Source organism: Bacillus cereus group sp. MYBK216-1 (assembly GCF_051916495.1).
Lineage (GTDB): Bacteria > Bacillota > Bacilli > Bacillales > Bacillaceae_G > Bacillus_A > Bacillus_A thuringiensis_K.
The window spans coordinates 212,417-228,975 of the sequence record NZ_JBQAGT010000004.1; the positions used below are offsets into that span (position 1 = coordinate 212,417).

A 16,559-nucleotide genomic window follows, 5' to 3' on the forward strand; every position below is an offset into this window, starting at 1 on the left:
CATACAGGAGGATTTTTTTACATGATTTCAGTAAACGATTTTCGTACAGGTTTAACAATTGCAGTGGATAATGGCCTTTGGCAAGTACTTGATTTCCAACACGTAAAGCCAGGTAAAGGTGCTGCATTCGTTCGTTCTAAACTACGTAACCTTCGCACAGGTTCTGTTCAAGAGAAAACATTCCGTGCAGGCGAGAAAGTAGAAAAAGCACACATCGAAAACCGTCGTATGCAATACTTATACGCAAGCGGTGAGGCTCACGTATTTATGGATAACGGAACTTATGAGCAAATCGAACTTGGTGAAAACCAAATCGAGCGCGAGCTTAAATTCCTAAAAGAAAACATGGAAGTAGCAATCATGACTTACCAAGGCGAAGTACTTGGTGTTGAACTTCCAAACACAGTTGAATTACAAGTTACAGAAACAGAGCCTGGTATTAAAGGTGATACTGCTTCTAACGTAACAAAACCAGCTACATTAGAAACTGGTCTTGTTGTACAAGTACCAATCTTCATTAACGAAGGCGAAATGCTTATCATCAACACTGGTGAAGGTAAATACGTTTCTCGTGCATAGTAGAAAAGCACTCGTGATAATTCACGAGTGCTTTTTTATAGGAAATAGGGTAGATAGTAAATAGCTGTTATTATAAAACTGACTAAAACAAGTGAAAGAGTACCCATAATAGATGGAGTCAAAACAATTTGAAATGGTTTTATTTCGCCAGTCTCAACGCCAGTTAATGTTTTACTTATTGCGTGATCTGTAATGTTATTTCTATGGTTACTCATAATAATTAACCACATAATTGCAAATATTGCTAAACTACCAAGGAAAAAGGTCTCTATAAATGACCAACCGACCAATAATGAAAAAAGATAAATAAGAGCTAATTCTACTACAACGGTTAAACTAACTTTCAATGCCTTCATATTTTTCCTCCTCATTCTGTAATTTCAACCAGTTTAAAAAATTTTCACGTGACACGACATGCAGAGAGCAAGGTGACTTTACTTCTTTCTCTAGTGCAGCGTGTTCGTCTGGAAACTTGTTTTCCACATGCAATGAAATATAAGGTAGTTTTTCTTGTGCTTTTAATGAGCGGATATTATTCGTTTTAGCACCAGCAAATACGTAGGAAAGTTGTAAGTCTAAAAAGGCTATTTTAAAGATTTCTTTTTTAGCAGCCTCGTTATAGCCTTTTCCCCAGTACGGATAGCCAAGCCAACTACCAATGTGAGATTGCTTCTTCTCATTATTAATATGTTTAAGTGTGGTGAGGCCAATTATTTCATCCTCTTCATTCACAATCATTCTCGATAAGGATTTCTTTTGACGTTCTTCTTCTATTGCAAAAAGAAGAAATGCTTTCGTATCTTCGATGTTTTCTACCGTTATCCCCAATGCATTTTTTATATGTAGATCATTTGATAGCTCGAAAATCACATTTGTATAGCATAAATCTAGTGGTAATAAAGTGACGTGCTGCATGTTTTATACCCCTTTTAAACTAAATGTACCATAATATACCATAAAATAATATGAATATTCAGATTGTAATTCAGACTTTAGAGAAAAATTATGTTTTTACTTCTGAAATAGACAACCTCTGCATATGGTTGTACAAATATATTCTTTTTTAGAATACGAAGTTAGTAACTGTTACGGGAGAAGGTGGAAGAATGAAACAGTGGCTAGCGGCAATGGAAACATCTGTGCTTGTTATGGGAGCACTTCGATTATTTTCAGGTAGTGCGGAGATATTTGCTGCTTTGCTTATGCTTTATGTGAATGATGCGAAGAAAGCGTTGTTTATAAATGGTATGTTGGCGTTTGTTGGACCTACCGTATTAATTTTAACAATGACAATTGGGATAGCGAGTGTAGCAAGTGAAATTTCTTTCTTGAAGCTCTTTTTTCTAGCGCTTGGAATTTGCTGTATTTTTATCGCATTACTGAAATAGTAAGTCGAGTATAGTGGGGAGAAGCCGATGAAAGAGGTATTAGAAGTTTTACCAAAAACGATGAAGTACTTAATTGAAGAATGTAAGCAATACGATGCTTTAGAGGAAATTCGTGTTCGAATTGGAAGGCCGCTAGAGTGTATTGCACACGGAAAGGTGTTTTTTTATGACTATATTACTACTGCAGAGGATGCTATTTACTTATTGAATAAGTTAAGTCAATTCTCAATTTATACGATGGAAGAGGAATTAAAACGTGGGTATGTGACGCTTCGCGGGGGGCATAGAATCGGGTTAGCAGGAAAAGTCATTACAGAAAAAAGCGCAGTGAAAATGATTCGTGATGTCTCTTCCTTTAATATTCGTATTGCTCGTCAAAAAATAGGGATTGCTGAACCGCTTTTGCCATATTTGTATGAAAAAAGGTGGTTAAACACGATGGTAATTGGCCCTCCCCAAACAGGAAAAACGACACTTTTAAGAGATGTAGCACGTTGCATGAGTCAAGGGGTAAGTGCTTCGGAAATTCCTTCCTGTAAAGTGGGGATTGTTGATGAACGGTCAGAAATTGCTGGCTGTGTGAAAGGGATCCCGCAATACGATTTTGGTACCCGAGTCGATGTGTTAGACGCATGTCCAAAGGCAGAAGGAATGATGATGATGATTCGTTCTATGAGTCCTGATATTTTGATCGTAGATGAAATTGGCCGTAAAGAAGATAGTGAAGCAATTATGGAGGCAGTGCATGCAGGTGTTCAGCTTTTTATAAGTGCACACGGATTTTCCTATGAGGATGTTGTGAGACGTCCATCGCTCAAGGCAGTGCTAGAGCTTGGTATATTTGATAGGTTTGTGGAGTTGTCAAAAGCGAGGGGTCCAGGAACGGTTATGCAGGTGAAAGATAAATATGGAAAACCAGTGTTATCAAATAGAAAGGCTGAGGGCGTATGGTGAAAATATTTGGTGCAGTGTTAATCGTTGCGGTCAGCACCTTTTTCGGGTTTTCGTACGCTAAAAGATACAGTGAGAGGCCTAGGCAACTTAGGTTATTAAAATCAGCACTTCAATCATTAGAGGCAGAAATTATGTATGGACACACACCTTTATCTGAGGCTGCCGAGCGATTAGTTAAACAAATGCCAAAGCCATTAAATTGGATATTTCAAAGTTTCGCTAAAAAACTAGAAAGTGGAGAACAAACAGTAAGGGAAGCTTGGATAGATAGTTTGAAAGAGAATTGGAAGTTGACGGCTTTTCAACAAACCGAGTATGAAATACTGCAGCAATTTGGTGAAACTCTCGGGCAACATGATCGTGAATCACAACAAAAACATATTCGCTTATGTATTACACATTTGGAGAGAGAAGAAGAGGAAGCAAAAGCTTTACAACTGCAATACGAAAAAATGATCAAGAGCTTAGGGGTACTAGCAGGGCTACTAATTGTAATTTTACTGCTATAGGGGGGAGAAAGGCGATGTCCATTGATGTTGGATTAATATTTCAAATCGCCGGAATCGGCATTGTTTTAGCTTTCATTCATACTGTACTAAAAGAATTGAAGCGTGAGGATATTGCAAATTGGGTTATCCTTGTCGGTTTTGTCGTCATTTTATTTCATGTTGCATTTTTAATTAATACGCTATTCGACAAGATTAAAAGTGTCTTTCTCTTCCAGTAAAGGAGGCGGTTCGAATCGAAATTATACAAATTGTCGGATTAGGCCTCGTTGCTACGTTTTTAGCTGCTGTTTTGAACCAGCAAAAATCTAGTATTACATCTTTATTTATTGTGTTCGTAGGCAGTGTGATGTTTCTTATTTTAATCGATCAAATTCATTCTATTTTACAAATGATTGAGAGAGTAGCGAGTGAAGCGAAAGTTAGTAATGTCTACGTGGAAACGTTACTAAAGATTATTGGAATTGCTTATATTGCTGAGTTTGGAGCTCAAATCACAAAAGATGCTGGTCAAGGTGCCATCGCTTCGAAAATTGAACTTGCTGGGAAAATCTTAATTCTCGTTATGGCAATTCCTATTTTGACGGTTGTAATTGAAACTATTCTCGGATTTTTACCGACAGGATAAGGGGGAGTGAATGTTGAGGAGGTTTGGAGCTAAGCTGCTATTTGCTTGCTTCCTTTTCTTTTCTTTACCGGTTGTTGTACAAGCTTCTCCTGTAGAAACAAACGTCGTTGATCAACAATTGGATAAGCTCGGAATTGAAGATGTGAAGCAATTTTGGGACGGGCTTGTTACAAAATATGGAGGCTATTTGCCAGAGAGTCAAAAAGGGAGTTTTATGGAGTTTGTAAAGGGAGAAAAAGAATTCTCTCTAAAAGAGTGGATGATAGGGTTATTAAAATATTTATTTCATGAGCTTGCAGCTAATGGAAAACTGCTTGGCACACTCATTATGCTCACAATCTTTAGTGCATTGTTGCAATCACTACAATCTGCTTTTTCAAAAAGTAGTGTAAGTAAAATTGCTGATGCTGTTGTATATATGGTACTTATTATTTTTGCTTTGAATAGTTTTTATGTCGTTATGACATATGCAAGAGAAACGATACAAACAATGGTAGATTTCATATTAGCGCTATTGCCAATTTTATTGGCGCTTATAGCGACTGGTGGCGGGGTTGTATCTGTATCTTTCTTTCATCCGATTATCATTTTCTTAATGAATACAAGCGGGCTTCTTATGAATTATATCGTTCTACCGCTTTTATTACTGGCAACGATATTAAGTATTGTAAGTACAATGAGTGATCAATATAAAGTTACGAAATTGTCCAAGCTTCTGCAAAACGTTAGCGTTGGGATTATCGGTATCTTCTTAACGATTTTTTTAGGAGTATTATCTGTACAAGGAACAGCGACAGCCGTTGCTGATGGAATAGCTGTGAAAACTGCTAAATTTGTAACAGGAAACTTCATTCCAGTAGTTGGAAGGATGTTTACCGAAGCGGCAGATACTGTTATTAGCGCATCAGGATTATTGAAAAACACAGTCGGAATTATTGGGCTCGTCATTTTATGCTTAATTGTTGCTTTTCCTGCGATTCAAATTTTCTGTATTGCATTTATTTATAAATTTGCAGCAGCAGTATTGCAACCGGTTGGCGGCGGAGCAATTATTCAATGTTTAGACATTATTGGACGAAGCATCATTTACGTATTTGCTTGCTTAGCTATCGTATCATTTATGTTCTTTTTAAGTATTACAATTATTATTGCTGCGGGGAATATTACACTTATGATGCGATAGGAGGTGAAGAGTATGCAATTTGTTACAGAGTGGATCAGAAATATTATCGTTTTTTTGCTCTTAGCAACAATGCTTCATCTTATTCTTCCAAATTCGAATTTGCAAAAATACGTTAAATTCGTTGTAAGTCTTTTGTTAGTCGTATTAATTTTAACGCCTCTTTTTAAACTATTGCAGACAGATATAAATGAAGTAATTGCAAATTTTAATGAAGAAAAGTACGTAGCAGAAGGATCTGTAAAAAATTCAATAGATTCGAAGAAAAAAGAAATACAAGCTCTAACACGTGCATATAGTTTAGAAGAGATGGCTACCAAAATGAAAAAAGAAGTAGGAAAAGAGTTTGAGAAAAAGTATGGTATGACTGTCTCCGAAATACAAATAGTCGCAGCAGAAAATACAGAAGAAGTAAAGTCAGCGAAAGATATTCAATCTGTTGTTGTGACGTTGAAAGAAAAAGAACGTAGTAAAAATGATGCAATTGAAACAGTAAAGCCAATTGAAATTAACACGAAAGAGCCTCCAAAAAAAGTGGAAGAAACGAATGGAGAAATGAAAGATTTCTTTTCAAGCAGGTGGCAACTAGGGAGTAAACAAATCCAAGTTCAAATGGAAGGGAGGACAGGTAGAGTAAATGGACAATAAAGATAAAAATTCGAAGTTCTCATTTTTTCGAAACTTATTGAATGGGGATCAAAAAGAAAGCAACGAGAAGGGTAAAAAGGTAACACCTAAGTTTTTACTTGTCCTACTCATACTTGGAATTTTGCTTATGTTTTCTAGTAGTCTCTTTTCAAGTAAAAAAGAAGAAGTACCTGTATTTAAAGAACAAAAAACTCAAAACCAAGAAAAAGACGTACCAACTTTCGGACAAAAAAGTAATGATAGTATGTCAAATGTAGAAAAATATGAAAAAGCGTATGAACAAGAATTAAAAACTGCTTTAGAAGAAATAGCAGGAGTAAAAGACGTAACGATTAAAGTGAATTTAGATTCATCTGAAGAAAAAATTTTAGAAAAAAATACAGTGAAACGCTCACAAACAACAGGTGAAACAGATAAAACAGGCGGTAAGAGAGAAGTAGAGGACGAGTCTCTTGATGAAAAGACTGTCATTATACGTGAAGGGGATAAAGAAACTCCTGTTGTTTTACGAACAGAGAAGCCGAAAGTACGTGGTGTTCTTGTCGTAGCAAAGGGAGTGGATAATATACAAGTTAAAGCAATGGTAAAAGAAGCTGTGATAAGGCTGCTAGATGTACCGGCCCATCGCGTTTCAGTTTCACCGAAAAATTGATAGGGAGGAAATAAAGTGTTAAAAAAACAAACAGTTTGGCTATTAACGATGTTAAGTTTAGTTGTTGTACTATCTGTGTATTACGTGACAACTCCTGACAAAATGAATACAGCATCGCCAGCAACAGGTGAAAAGATTGGACAAGAAAAACAAGGTACTGATAAAGCGGTAACAAACGAAGCGCCTAAAGAAACTCCGAAAAAAGAAAATACAAGCAAGGAAACAACAAATAAAGAAACAGACAAAAAAGAAAATGCAAAAAAAGAAACAAGTAAAAAAGAGGGTAATGTATCAGTTCAATCAAGTGATGAGAATTTCACAGCTTTACGTATGCAAATGGAAGATCAGCGTAGTGAAGAGAAAGCAAAATTACAAGAAGTGATGAATTCTTCGAAATCTTCAGCGACAGAAAAGAGTAAAGCGAAAGATAACTTTGATGCAATCACTACAATGGAAACGAAGCAAGAATTACTTGAGACAGTAATTAAATCTCAAGGAGGATATCCAGATGCTCTTGTAAGAGCTGATGGTACTGATATTAGAGTAACGGTTAAAGCGGCAAAACATTCACAGAAAGAAGCAAATAAAATTATTCAACTTGTAAGAAGTGAAGGTGGATCAAAAGATGTAGGTGTGAAATTTGATCCACCAGCGAAATAAGTGAAACTTTAATCCGTAGGGATTTCCCTGCGGATTATTATCTTTTACTAAGCAAAAGGTATGCAAATAGTAAAATAGAGTATGTAAGTAAGCGTGTGAATAGAAAAAAGCTATCATTTTCGATAGCTTTTTTCTATTTCGTCTTTGTATTTATTTTTATTATGTTCAACTCGGAATGGAGAAACACGTTGTGAGTAAAAGATTAATGGTTCATGGTACTGATGATTACTTTTTCCGGATTTGACGTGGATGAAAAGAACGCATGCCCAAACGATTACGGCAGGTAAAAAGAGAATGAGCCATATCATATTTCCACACCTCGACACAATATATTTTCTACACCTTGAACATACTATTCTTATATGAAGGAATGATGAACGGCGTGTAAACAAAAAAATAATATTTGGTAAAAATATATTATTGACTATAGATGTGGTGAAGAGTGGAGAGGGAATGGCATGTTTGCTGTGTAACGTTTTGAAAAAGTAGTGAATGTTTTTTAAGAAGTGGTCTTGCCAATTTCATGTGAAACTTGGTATTATTACTAGGTATTAAATTTTTGTTGGAATAATATTTTTACAGGAGTTTCGATTTATTATAAAGAAATATAAATTGGAATGTTTAAAAAATTTATCGTAAGATGGAAATAGTAAATATTTCTATTAGTTAATGAAATATATTTTCTAATAGAATACATCGTATTTTTACAGTCAATCTAGTTTTCGTGACGAGAATCTGTAAAAACGGGACAAACAAGAGTATGGGAGTGGATTTTACATGTTTAAAATTCAAGAAGTTCGCGAATTAATTAAATTAATTGATAGCTCTAATATTGATGAATTTGAATACAAAAAAGACGGTACAACAATCAAAATGAAAAAGCGTGGTAATGAAGTTGTTGCTGTGCAAGCACCTGCAGCAAAACAAGCTATGCAACCAGTAGCGCCTGTTGAAGTTGAAACGAAAGTAGCAGCAGCGCAAGCAGAAGCACCAAAACAAGAAGAGAAGAAGGCTGTTCAAAATGAAAACCTACATAAAATCACATCACCGATGGTAGGTACATTCTATTCTTCTTCTTCGCCTGATACACCTCCATATGTAAGTGTTGGGGATAGAGTATCGAAAGATTCTATCGTATGTATTGTCGAGGCTATGAAGTTATTTAACGAAATTGATGCTGATGTAGAGGGCGAAATTGTTGAAATTCTTGTTAATAACGGACAGCTTGTTGAGTATGGACAACCGCTATTTCTTGTAAAAGCGTAATAAGGGAGTCTTTGTGATGATAAAAAAAGTATTAATAGCCAATCGTGGGGAAATTGCTGTACGAATTATTCGTGCTTGTAAAGAAATGGATATTGAAACAGTTGCAATTTATTCAGAAGCAGATAAAGAGTCACTTCACGTACAGATTGCAGACGAGGCGTATTGTGTAGGACCAACGATTTCGAAAGAAAGCTATTTAAATTTGACAAACATTATTAGCGTTGCGAAGTTAACAGGCTGCGATGCTATTCATCCGGGATACGGATTTTTAGCAGAGAATGCAGATTTCGCAGAGTTATGCCGTGAATGTAACTTGATTTTTATCGGTCCAAGTCCAGAAGCTATTTCAAAGATGGGCACAAAAGACGTTGCTCGTGATACAATGAAAGAAGCAGGGGTTCCGATTGTACCAGGTTCACAAGGGATTATTAAAAATACCGAAGAAGCGATCGAGCTTGCTAATCAAATTGGATATCCAGTTATTATTAAAGCGACTGCAGGTGGCGGCGGAAAAGGTATTCGTGTTGCACGCCATGAAGAAGAGCTTATAAAAGGAATTCAAATTACACAGCAAGAAGCTAGTACCGCTTTTGGGAACCCTGGTGTATACTTAGAAAAGTACGTTGAAGATTTCCGCCATGTTGAGATTCAAATAATGGCAGATACACACGGAAATGCCATTCATTTAGGAGAGCGTGATTGTACAATTCAGCGCCGTTTGCAAAAACTATTAGAAGAAAGTCCATCACCTGCACTTGATGAAGATATTCGCAAGCAGATGGGTGAAGCGGCAGTTAAAGCGGCGGTAGCGGTTGATTATACAGGTGCTGGTACGGTTGAGTTTATTTATGAATATAAAACGAAAACCTTTTATTTCATGGAGATGAATACGAGAATTCAGGTTGAGCATCCGGTTACTGAAATGGTAACGGGAATGGACTTAATTAAAGAGCAAATTCTTGTTGCTTCAGGAGAAAAGTTATCGTTACAGCAAGAAGAAGTACAATTTAATGGTTGGGCAATTGAATGTCGAATTAATGCGGAAAACCCTGCCAAAAAATTTATGCCATCTCCAGGTAAAGTAGAAATGTACTTACCACCAGGAGGATTTGGTATTCGCGTCGATTCAGCTGTATATCCGGGATATTCAATCCCACCTTTCTATGATTCGATGGTTGCTAAATTAATTGTTCACGGAAAAACACGTGAAGAGGCAATTGCAAAAATGAAGCGCGCACTTAGTGAATTTGTCATTGAAGGCGTACATACAACAATCCCGTTCCATTTGCAATTGTTAGATCATCCTGATTTTGTAAAAGGTGAGTTTAATACGAAGTTTTTGGAAGAGCATGAACTTGTGACGCAGTGATACATTAAAGGAGGTTTTTTTCATGGCTGAACATATGTTAGATATGGGTCAAGATACAACTCTTGGTAAAGTAGAAATTGCACCAGAAGTAATTGAAGTAATTGCAGGTATTGCAGCTGCTGAAGTAGAAGGTGTAGCGGCAATGCGCGGTAATTTTGCTACAGATGTTGTTGAGAAGTTAGGTAAGAAAAATCATGGTAAAGGTGTAAAGGTTGAATTAGCAAACGAAGATATTATCGTTGACCTTTATGTTGTAATGTATTTTGGTGTAGCAATTCCAGTTGTTGCACAAAAGATTCAAGACAATATTCGCCAAGCACTCTTTACAATGACAGGACTTGAGCCAAAAGAAGTGAATGTTCACATCGTTGGCGTAACATTCGAAACACAAAAAACAGAAATCGAACCAGTGTAAGAATGAAAAGGTGCCTAGTAACATAGGCATCTTTTTTATCGTTTCATTTCTTCACAAATTACAACCCTCTAATTATTATACTATTTCAAAAAATAAGAAATAAACAAGAAAATGTGTCGTTTTTCCAAAAAACGTACATTGTGATAAGATATGGAACTTGAAGTTAATCTTTTTATTATTTTTCAGCCTTGTAACCCGTGTGTGAAACGATAAATTGTGTTATTATCATTGTATTATAAGGTTGGAAAATCAATGAAAACTGTAAGAGTAAGTGAATTGACGGCTTATAAATTATAATAATATAACAAAGTATAAGGAAAGACTTGAAGCATAAAGGAGAGTTACAATGAAACGTAGGACGGCTAGAGAAAGAGCAATGCAAGCATTATACCAAATGGATATTACAGGTGAATTAGAACCGAAAGTAGCAGTGGAAAACACGCTAGATGAAGGCGAAGAAACAAATGAGTTTCTAGAGTCACTTGTAGTAGGTTTTGTAGAAAATAAAGAAGCAATCGATGAAGCGATTCGTCAAAACTTAAAAAAGTGGAAGCTTGAGCGTATTAGTATTGTTGATCGCAGTATTTTACGTGTAGCTGTGTATGAAATGAAGTACATGGAAGAAATTCCACATAACGTAACAATTAACGAAGCAATTGAAATTGCAAAAACATTTGGGGATGAGGAATCTCGTCGTTTTATTAACGGCGTTTTATCTAATATAAAAGATACACTGTAAATTCTTTAAGGGGGAATCTTAAAATGGTAGCAGTAATCATCAAAGGAAATGAAGTTGCGGAGAAAAAACGAGCACAATTAACAGAAGAAGTTGTGAAGTTGAAAGAGCAAGGTATTGTACCAGGATTAGCAGTTATTTTAGTTGGAGAAGATCCAGCATCTCGTTCTTATGTGAAAGGAAAAGAAAAAGGCTGTGAACAAGTAGGAATTTACTCAGAGCTAATTGAACTTCCTGAAACAATTACTGAGGAACGTTTGCTTGCTGAAATCGATCGCTTAAATGGCGATGACCGTATTAATGGTATATTAGTGCAATTACCTTTACCAAAACATATTGAAGAAAAAGCTATCATTGAAAGAATTTCACCAGAAAAGGATGTAGACGGATTTCACCCAATCAGCGTGGGACGCATGATGACGGGACAAGATACATTCCTTCCATGTACACCGCATGGTATTGTAGAATTAGTAAAAGAAACAAATCTTGATATTTCTGGGAAACATGTAGTAGTAATTGGAAGAAGTAATATTGTCGGTAAACCAGTGGGGCAATTGTTTTTAAATGAAAATGCAACTGTCACATATTGTCATTCTAAGACGCAAAATATGAAAGAGTTATCGAAGTTAGCTGATATTTTAATCGTAGCTGTTGGACGACCTAAAATGATAACAGCTGATTATATGAAAGAAGGAGCGGTTGTAATTGATGTTGGTGTTAACCGTTTAGAAACAGGAAAACTTTGTGGTGATGTTGACTTTGACAACGTGTTAGATGTTGCGGGTTACATTACACCTGTACCAAAGGGTGTTGGTCCAATGACAATCACAATGCTTCTTCATAATACTGTTGAATCTGCCAAACGTGCAGGTGTCGTTTGTAAATAATTTGAATCGGCTATGAGGAGAGAGAAATGGAGAAGCAATATTTAACCGTTACAGCGTTAACACGCTATATAAAAACAAAAATAGAATATGATCCGCATTTGCAGTCTGTTTGGTTAAAAGGTGAAATTTCCAACTTTAAAAATCATAGCCGTGGCCACATGTATTTTACATTGAAAGATGAAAATGCAAGAATCGCAGCGGTTATGTTTGCGGGTCATAATCGTAATATTAAATTCAAACCTGAAAATGGGATGAAGGTACTCGTGAAAGGGAAAATCTCTGTTTACGAGGCGAGTGGTTCTTATCAAATTTATATTCAAGACATGCAGCCTGACGGAGTCGGAAATTTACATTTAGCGTACGAACAGTTAAAAGTTCGTTTAGAAGAAGAAGGACTTTTTTCTCAAGTTTATAAAAAAGCAATTCCTCCTTACGCTAAAACAATAGGTGTGATTACGTCGCCAACAGGAGCAGCGATTCGTGATATTATAACAACGATTAAACGTCGTTATCCAATTGGGAATGTTATTGTATTTCCGGTACTTGTACAAGGGGAGTCAGCGGCTCCCTCGATTGTACAAGCGATTCGTACAGCGAATGAAATGGGAGAGATAGATGTACTAATCGTTGGACGTGGTGGAGGTTCTATTGAGGAATTATGGGCTTTCAATGAGGAAATGGTTGCAAGAGCAATCTTTAAGAGTGAAATTCCTATTATTTCGGCAGTAGGCCATGAAACGGATTTTACAATCGCAGATTTTGTTGCAGATTTACGCGCGCCAACACCGACTGCAGCAGCTGAGCTGGCAGCACCTAACATTATAGAGTTACAAGAAAAGGTATTACAAAGAACTCTGAGATTGCAAAGAGCGATGAGAGAGTTAGTACATAAAAAAGAAGAAAAACTACAAGTGTTGCAAAAATCGTATGCGTTCCGTTATCCAAGACAAGTATATGAGCAAAAGGAAGAGCAATTAGATAGAGCGCTAGAACAGCTTGTTTTAGCGAAAGAGCGCTATATTGATAAAAAGGTGAATCAGTTAAAGCAACTTTCATTTTATTTAGAGAAGCACCACCCATCTCAAAAAATTATGCAAACAAAGGTAGCTGTTGAAACGTTGCAAAAGCAATTACAACGTGAAATGCAAACGTTACTTCAAACGAAAGAATTTGCCTTTGTAAGAGCTGCTCAAAAACTTGAAGCGTTAAGTCCGCTTAAAGTAATGATGAGAGGGTACGGGCTTGTATATGATGAAGAGAAGCAAGTGTTAAAAAGTGTGAAAGATGTAAGCCTTGGAGATGCTGTTTCAGTTCAATTACAAGATGGAATACTAGATTGTAGCGTATCAGGCATAGAGGAGCGTGAATTGAATAATGGAAAATAAATTAAGCTTTGAAGAGGCAATTTCGCAACTTGAGCATCTTGTTTCTAAGCTAGAACAAGGTGACGTACCTTTAGAAGAAGCGATTTCTTATTTTAAAGAAGGTATGGAATTATCTAAGCTTTGTGATGAGAAGCTGAAGAATGTACAAGAACAAATGGCAGTTATTCTTGGGGAAGATGGAGAGCTTGAACCGTTTACTGCTTTAGGAGATGAAGCATAGTGACGATTGCTTTTGATACTTTTTTGAAAGAAAGTAAAACTTTCGTAGAAGAAAAACTTGTAAGCTATGCAAATGAATTACAATGTCCAAATGTACTTCGTGAAGCAATGGCATATTCTTTGGAAGCGGGTGGAAAACGTCTCCGCCCGTTACTTTTGTTTGCAACATTACAAGCGTTTGGGAAAGAAAGAAATCTTGGAGTAGGTGCAGCTTGTGCTCTTGAAATGATTCATACATATTCGTTAGTTCATGATGATTTACCTTGTATGGATGATGATGATTTAAGAAGAGGAAAGCCCACAAATCACAAAGTATTTGGTGAAGCGATGGCAGTTTTAGCAGGAGATGGCTTATTGACGTATGCTTTTCAAGTTATTATGGCATATGAGCAAAAAGAAATTTCTGCTGAAAAAAAAGTAAGACTTGTACTTGAACTTGCAAAAGCAGCAGGACCAGAAGGAATGGTTGGCGGACAAGTGGCAGATATGGAAGCGGAAGGGAAACGCCTTACGATTGATGAATTGGAGTACATCCATAAACATAAGACCGGAAAACTGCTTGAATTTGCTGTACTTGCGGGTGCGATACTTTCTGATGCGACAGAAGAGCAAGAAGAAAAGTTGCTTACTTTTGCTAAATATATCGGTCTAGCTTTCCAAATTCGAGATGATATTTTAGATGTCGAAGGAACTGAAGAAGAGATTGGAAAACCGATTGGTAGCGATCTTTCTAACGAAAAGAGCACATATACGACGTTGTTTACTATAGATAGAGCAAAGGATATTTTAGAAGAAACAATTGCAGAAGCAAAAGGTGCGATTAGCTCCTTGCAATTACAAGATGAATATTTACTATCTATTTGTGATTTGATTGCAAAACGTAATAACTAATATAACAGCGTTTTCATTTGTTGAGTCATTCATCATTTTATGATATAAATGTAGGAAAAGGTTTTTCTTTTCTTGTTATTGGCAAAAATATATGTAGATTACATTGCCGTTATCACTTCGTGTTAGCGGCTATTTTTTTCATCGCCTAAAGAAATATGGTTTATAATAGGATTAGGGCGCAATAGACTGGTTAATAGCGGGACAAGACGAAAAATAGAAAAGAGAATTTCTTGTTTTGTGTAAATGTTTTTTTATAATATTTGACATGTTGACAGATTATGAAATGAAAGTGAGTGATCCATGTGGATCTAACGCAAATTCAAAACCCTAGTTTTTTGAAAGATATGTCTATCAGTGAACTAGAGGGATTGAGTGAGGATATTCGTAAGTTTTTAATTGAAGAGCTCTCTCAAACAGGTGGACATATTGCACCTAATTTAGGTGTAGTAGAACTCACAATTGCTCTGCATAAATTATTTGATAGCCCGCAAGATAAATTTTTATGGGATGTAGGACATCAATCCTATGTACATAAAATTTTAACTGGACGCGCGAAAGAGTTTGGTACATTAAGGCAATATCAAGGTCTATGTGGTTTCCCGAAACGTTGCGAGAGTGAGCACGATGTATGGGAAACTGGTCATAGCTCGACTTCGTTATCGGCTGCAATGGGAATGGCTCTGGCACGTGATTTAAAGAAAACGAAAGAATATGTTATACCAATTATTGGAGATGGTGCTTTAACAGGCGGAATGGCTTTAGAGGCATTGAACCATATTGGACATGAAAAAACAGACATGATTGTTATTTTGAATGATAATGAAATGTCAATTGCACCAAACGTTGGTGCGCTTCATAATGTACTCGGTCGTTTACGTACTGCAGGAAAATATCACTGGGTAAAAGATGAATTAGAGTATATATTAAAGAAAATTCCAGCAGTTGGCGGGAAAGTGGCTGCGACAGCAGAGAAAATAAAAGATAGTCTTAAATATTTACTAGTATCTGGTGTCTTTTTCGAAGAGTTAGGCTTTACATATTTAGGTCCAGTCGATGGGCATGATTATGAAAAGTTATTCGAAACGTTGCAATATGCAAAGAAAACAAAAGGCCCAGTACTCGTTCACGTTATTACGAAAAAAGGAAAAGGTTATAAACCGGCTGAGAGTGACGTTATCGGTACTTGGCATGGAACAGGACCTTATAAAATTGAATCAGGTGACTTCGTTAAGCCGAAAGAAGTTGCACCAGCATGGAGTGCTGTCGTTAGTGAAACAGTACTTAAGCTAGCGAGAGCAGATGAGCGTATCGTAGCAATTACACCTGCAATGCCTGTTGGATCAAAACTTGAGAAATTCCAAAAAGAATTCCCAGATCGTATGATTGATGTAGGTATTGCAGAACAGCATGCTACAACAATGGCAGCAGGTATGGCAACGCAAGGAATGAAGCCATTCTTAGCAATTTATTCGACATTTTTACAAAGAGCATATGACCAAGTTGTTCATGATATATGCCGCCAAAATTTAAATGTTTTCATCGGAATAGATCGCTCGGGATTAGTAGGAGCAGATGGTGAAACGCATCAAGGCGTATTTGATATCTCATTCTTACGTCACTTGCCGAATATGGTGCTTATGATGCCGAAAGATGAAAATGAAGGGCAACATTTAGTTTATACGGCGATGCAATATGAAGATGGACCAATCGCATTGCGTTATGCGCGCGGTAATGGACTTGGCGTTCATATGGATGAAGAATTAAAGGCGATTCCAATCGGTACGTGGGAGACGTTAAAAGAGGGTACACAAGCAGCTATTTTAACGTTTGGTACGACAATACCAATGGCAATGGAAGCAGCTGAGCGTCTTGAAAAAGCTGGGGTTTCAGTGAAAGTAGTGAATGCTCGCTTTATTAAACCAATGGATGAAGCATATTTACATGATCTTCTAGGAAAGAATATACCGATTTTAACGATTGAAGAAGCTTGTTTAATTGGTGGTTTTGGAACAGGAGTAGTTGAATTTGCATCTGAAAATGGTTACCATAGTGCATTAGTTGAACGAATGGGTATTCCAGACCGCTTCATAGAGCACGGAAGTGTAACAAAATTATTAGAAGAAATTGGTTTAACGACAGATGCTGTTGTAGACCGTATTCATACAATGATTCCATCAAAACAAAAAAGGGCGTAAC

22 protein-coding genes are annotated in these 16,559 nt (G+C 36.6%); 19 read left to right on the top strand and 3 right to left on the bottom strand.

From position 1 onward, the window contains the following. The first annotated feature begins 21 nt into the window (after nt 1–21). Nucleotides 22–579, top strand: coding sequence for an elongation factor P (efp, locus tag ACTFRH_RS15565; protein ID WP_000626510.1), 558 nt, complete (start codon nt 22–24; stop codon nt 577–579). A gap of 35 nt (nt 580–614) precedes the next feature. Here efp and ACTFRH_RS15570 read toward each other — a convergent pair whose 3' ends face one another. Together ACTFRH_RS15570 and ACTFRH_RS15575 are read right to left on the bottom strand one after the other, a co-directional pair. Then, nucleotides 615–935, bottom strand: coding sequence for a hypothetical protein (locus ACTFRH_RS15570; protein WP_000645695.1), 321 nt, complete (start codon nt 933–935; stop codon nt 615–617). After that, nucleotides 916–1,494, bottom strand: coding sequence for a GNAT family N-acetyltransferase (locus ACTFRH_RS15575; RefSeq protein WP_001164982.1), 579 nt, complete (start codon nt 1,492–1,494; stop codon nt 916–918). The genes ACTFRH_RS15570 and ACTFRH_RS15575 overlap by 20 nt, the downstream gene beginning before the upstream one ends. 191 nt (nt 1,495–1,685) lie before the next feature. On the opposite strand from ACTFRH_RS15575, the gene ACTFRH_RS15580 reads away from it, so the two are divergent. The 9 genes from ACTFRH_RS15580 to ACTFRH_RS15620 are packed head-to-tail and all read left to right on the top strand — an operon-like array spanning nt 1,686 to nt 7,195. Further along, nucleotides 1,686–1,967 carry a YqhV family protein gene (locus tag ACTFRH_RS15580; protein ID WP_000816050.1) on the top strand — a complete coding sequence of 94 codons (282 nt, stop codon included), beginning with the start codon at nt 1,686–1,688 and terminating at the stop codon, nt 1,965–1,967. 27 nt (nt 1,968–1,994) lie between these two features. Then, nucleotides 1,995–2,921 carry a stage III sporulation protein AA gene (spoIIIAA, locus tag ACTFRH_RS15585; RefSeq protein ID WP_000665905.1) on the top strand — a complete coding sequence of 309 codons (927 nt, stop codon included), beginning with the start codon at nt 1,995–1,997 and terminating at the stop codon, nt 2,919–2,921. Then, a complete protein-coding gene (gene spoIIIAB / locus ACTFRH_RS15590) occupies nt 2,915–3,430 on the top strand; it encodes a stage III sporulation protein SpoIIIAB (protein ID WP_000238702.1) in 516 nt (171 codons plus the stop codon). Before spoIIIAA ends, spoIIIAB begins: the two co-directional genes overlap by 7 nt. A gap of 14 nt (nt 3,431–3,444) precedes the next feature. After that, on the top strand, nt 3,445–3,648 hold the full coding sequence (spoIIIAC, locus tag ACTFRH_RS15595; RefSeq protein ID WP_000020914.1) for a stage III sporulation protein AC: 204 nt from the start codon (nt 3,445–3,447) through the stop codon (nt 3,646–3,648). Nucleotides 3,649–3,671: 23 nt separating this feature from the next. Then, on the top strand, nt 3,672–4,055 hold the full coding sequence (spoIIIAD, locus tag ACTFRH_RS15600) for a stage III sporulation protein AD (protein WP_080545903.1): 384 nt from the start codon (nt 3,672–3,674) through the stop codon (nt 4,053–4,055). 10 nt (nt 4,056–4,065) lie between these two features. Next, nucleotides 4,066–5,238, top strand: a complete 1,173-nt coding sequence (gene spoIIIAE / locus ACTFRH_RS15605) for a stage III sporulation protein AE (protein ID WP_000946110.1) — start codon at nt 4,066–4,068, stop codon at nt 5,236–5,238. Between the two features lie 12 nt (nt 5,239–5,250). Further along, nucleotides 5,251–5,883, top strand: coding sequence for a stage III sporulation protein AF (spoIIIAF, locus tag ACTFRH_RS15610; protein ID WP_001161028.1), 633 nt, complete (start codon nt 5,251–5,253; stop codon nt 5,881–5,883). Then, a complete protein-coding gene (gene spoIIIAG, locus ACTFRH_RS15615; protein WP_000368890.1) occupies nt 5,873–6,535 on the top strand; it encodes a stage III sporulation protein AG in 663 nt (220 codons plus the stop codon). The genes spoIIIAF and spoIIIAG overlap by 11 nt, the downstream gene beginning before the upstream one ends. Nucleotides 6,536–6,550: 15 nt before the next feature. Next, nucleotides 6,551–7,195: a SpoIIIAH-like family protein gene (locus ACTFRH_RS15620; protein ID WP_000914709.1), complete on the top strand. Its 645-nt coding sequence runs from the start codon at nt 6,551–6,553 to the stop codon at nt 7,193–7,195. Nucleotides 7,196–7,308: 113 nt separating this feature from the next. Here ACTFRH_RS15620 and ACTFRH_RS15625 read toward each other — a convergent pair whose 3' ends face one another. Continuing rightward, a complete protein-coding gene (locus tag ACTFRH_RS15625; protein WP_000638001.1) occupies nt 7,309–7,503 on the bottom strand; it encodes a hypothetical protein in 195 nt (64 codons plus the stop codon). A gap of 469 nt (nt 7,504–7,972) precedes the next feature. Between ACTFRH_RS15625 and accB the strand changes: the two genes are divergently transcribed. From accB to dxs, 9 genes are all read left to right on the top strand, one after another. Further along, nucleotides 7,973–8,461 carry an acetyl-CoA carboxylase biotin carboxyl carrier protein gene (accB, locus tag ACTFRH_RS15630; RefSeq protein ID WP_000472859.1) on the top strand — a complete coding sequence of 163 codons (489 nt, stop codon included), beginning with the start codon at nt 7,973–7,975 and terminating at the stop codon, nt 8,459–8,461. A 16-nt stretch (nt 8,462–8,477) separates the two neighbouring features. After that, nucleotides 8,478–9,830 carry an acetyl-CoA carboxylase biotin carboxylase subunit gene (accC, locus tag ACTFRH_RS15635; protein WP_000592870.1) on the top strand — a complete coding sequence of 451 codons (1,353 nt, stop codon included), beginning with the start codon at nt 8,478–8,480 and terminating at the stop codon, nt 9,828–9,830. A 22-nt stretch (nt 9,831–9,852) separates the two neighbouring features. Beyond that, on the top strand, nt 9,853–10,245 hold the full coding sequence (locus ACTFRH_RS15640) for an Asp23/Gls24 family envelope stress response protein (RefSeq protein WP_000807630.1): 393 nt from the start codon (nt 9,853–9,855) through the stop codon (nt 10,243–10,245). A 346-nt stretch (nt 10,246–10,591) separates the two neighbouring features. Then, nucleotides 10,592–10,984 carry a N utilization substance protein NusB gene (nusB, locus tag ACTFRH_RS15645; protein ID WP_000830247.1) on the top strand — a complete coding sequence of 131 codons (393 nt, stop codon included), beginning with the start codon at nt 10,592–10,594 and terminating at the stop codon, nt 10,982–10,984. Nucleotides 10,985–11,007: 23 nt separating this feature from the next. Further along, nucleotides 11,008–11,868, top strand: coding sequence for a bifunctional methylenetetrahydrofolate dehydrogenase/methenyltetrahydrofolate cyclohydrolase FolD (folD, locus tag ACTFRH_RS15650; RefSeq protein ID WP_000226734.1), 861 nt, complete (start codon nt 11,008–11,010; stop codon nt 11,866–11,868). Nucleotides 11,869–11,894: 26 nt separating this feature from the next. Next, on the top strand, nt 11,895–13,253 hold the full coding sequence (xseA, locus tag ACTFRH_RS15655) for an exodeoxyribonuclease VII large subunit (RefSeq protein ID WP_000415249.1): 1,359 nt from the start codon (nt 11,895–11,897) through the stop codon (nt 13,251–13,253). Further along, on the top strand, nt 13,243–13,473 hold the full coding sequence (gene xseB, locus ACTFRH_RS15660; RefSeq protein ID WP_000428423.1) for an exodeoxyribonuclease VII small subunit: 231 nt from the start codon (nt 13,243–13,245) through the stop codon (nt 13,471–13,473). Before xseA ends, xseB begins: the two co-directional genes overlap by 11 nt. Further along, nucleotides 13,473–14,363 (top strand): (2E,6E)-farnesyl diphosphate synthase, encoded by an 891-nt coding sequence (ispA, locus tag ACTFRH_RS15665; protein ID WP_000150373.1) that lies wholly within the window; start codon nt 13,473–13,475, stop codon nt 14,361–14,363. Before xseB ends, ispA begins: the two co-directional genes overlap by 1 nt. Before the next feature lie 302 nt (nt 14,364–14,665). Next, nucleotides 14,666–16,558 carry a 1-deoxy-D-xylulose-5-phosphate synthase gene (dxs, locus tag ACTFRH_RS15670; protein WP_000366452.1) on the top strand — a complete coding sequence of 631 codons (1,893 nt, stop codon included), beginning with the start codon at nt 14,666–14,668 and terminating at the stop codon, nt 16,556–16,558. Nucleotide 16,559 lies beyond the last annotated feature (1 nt).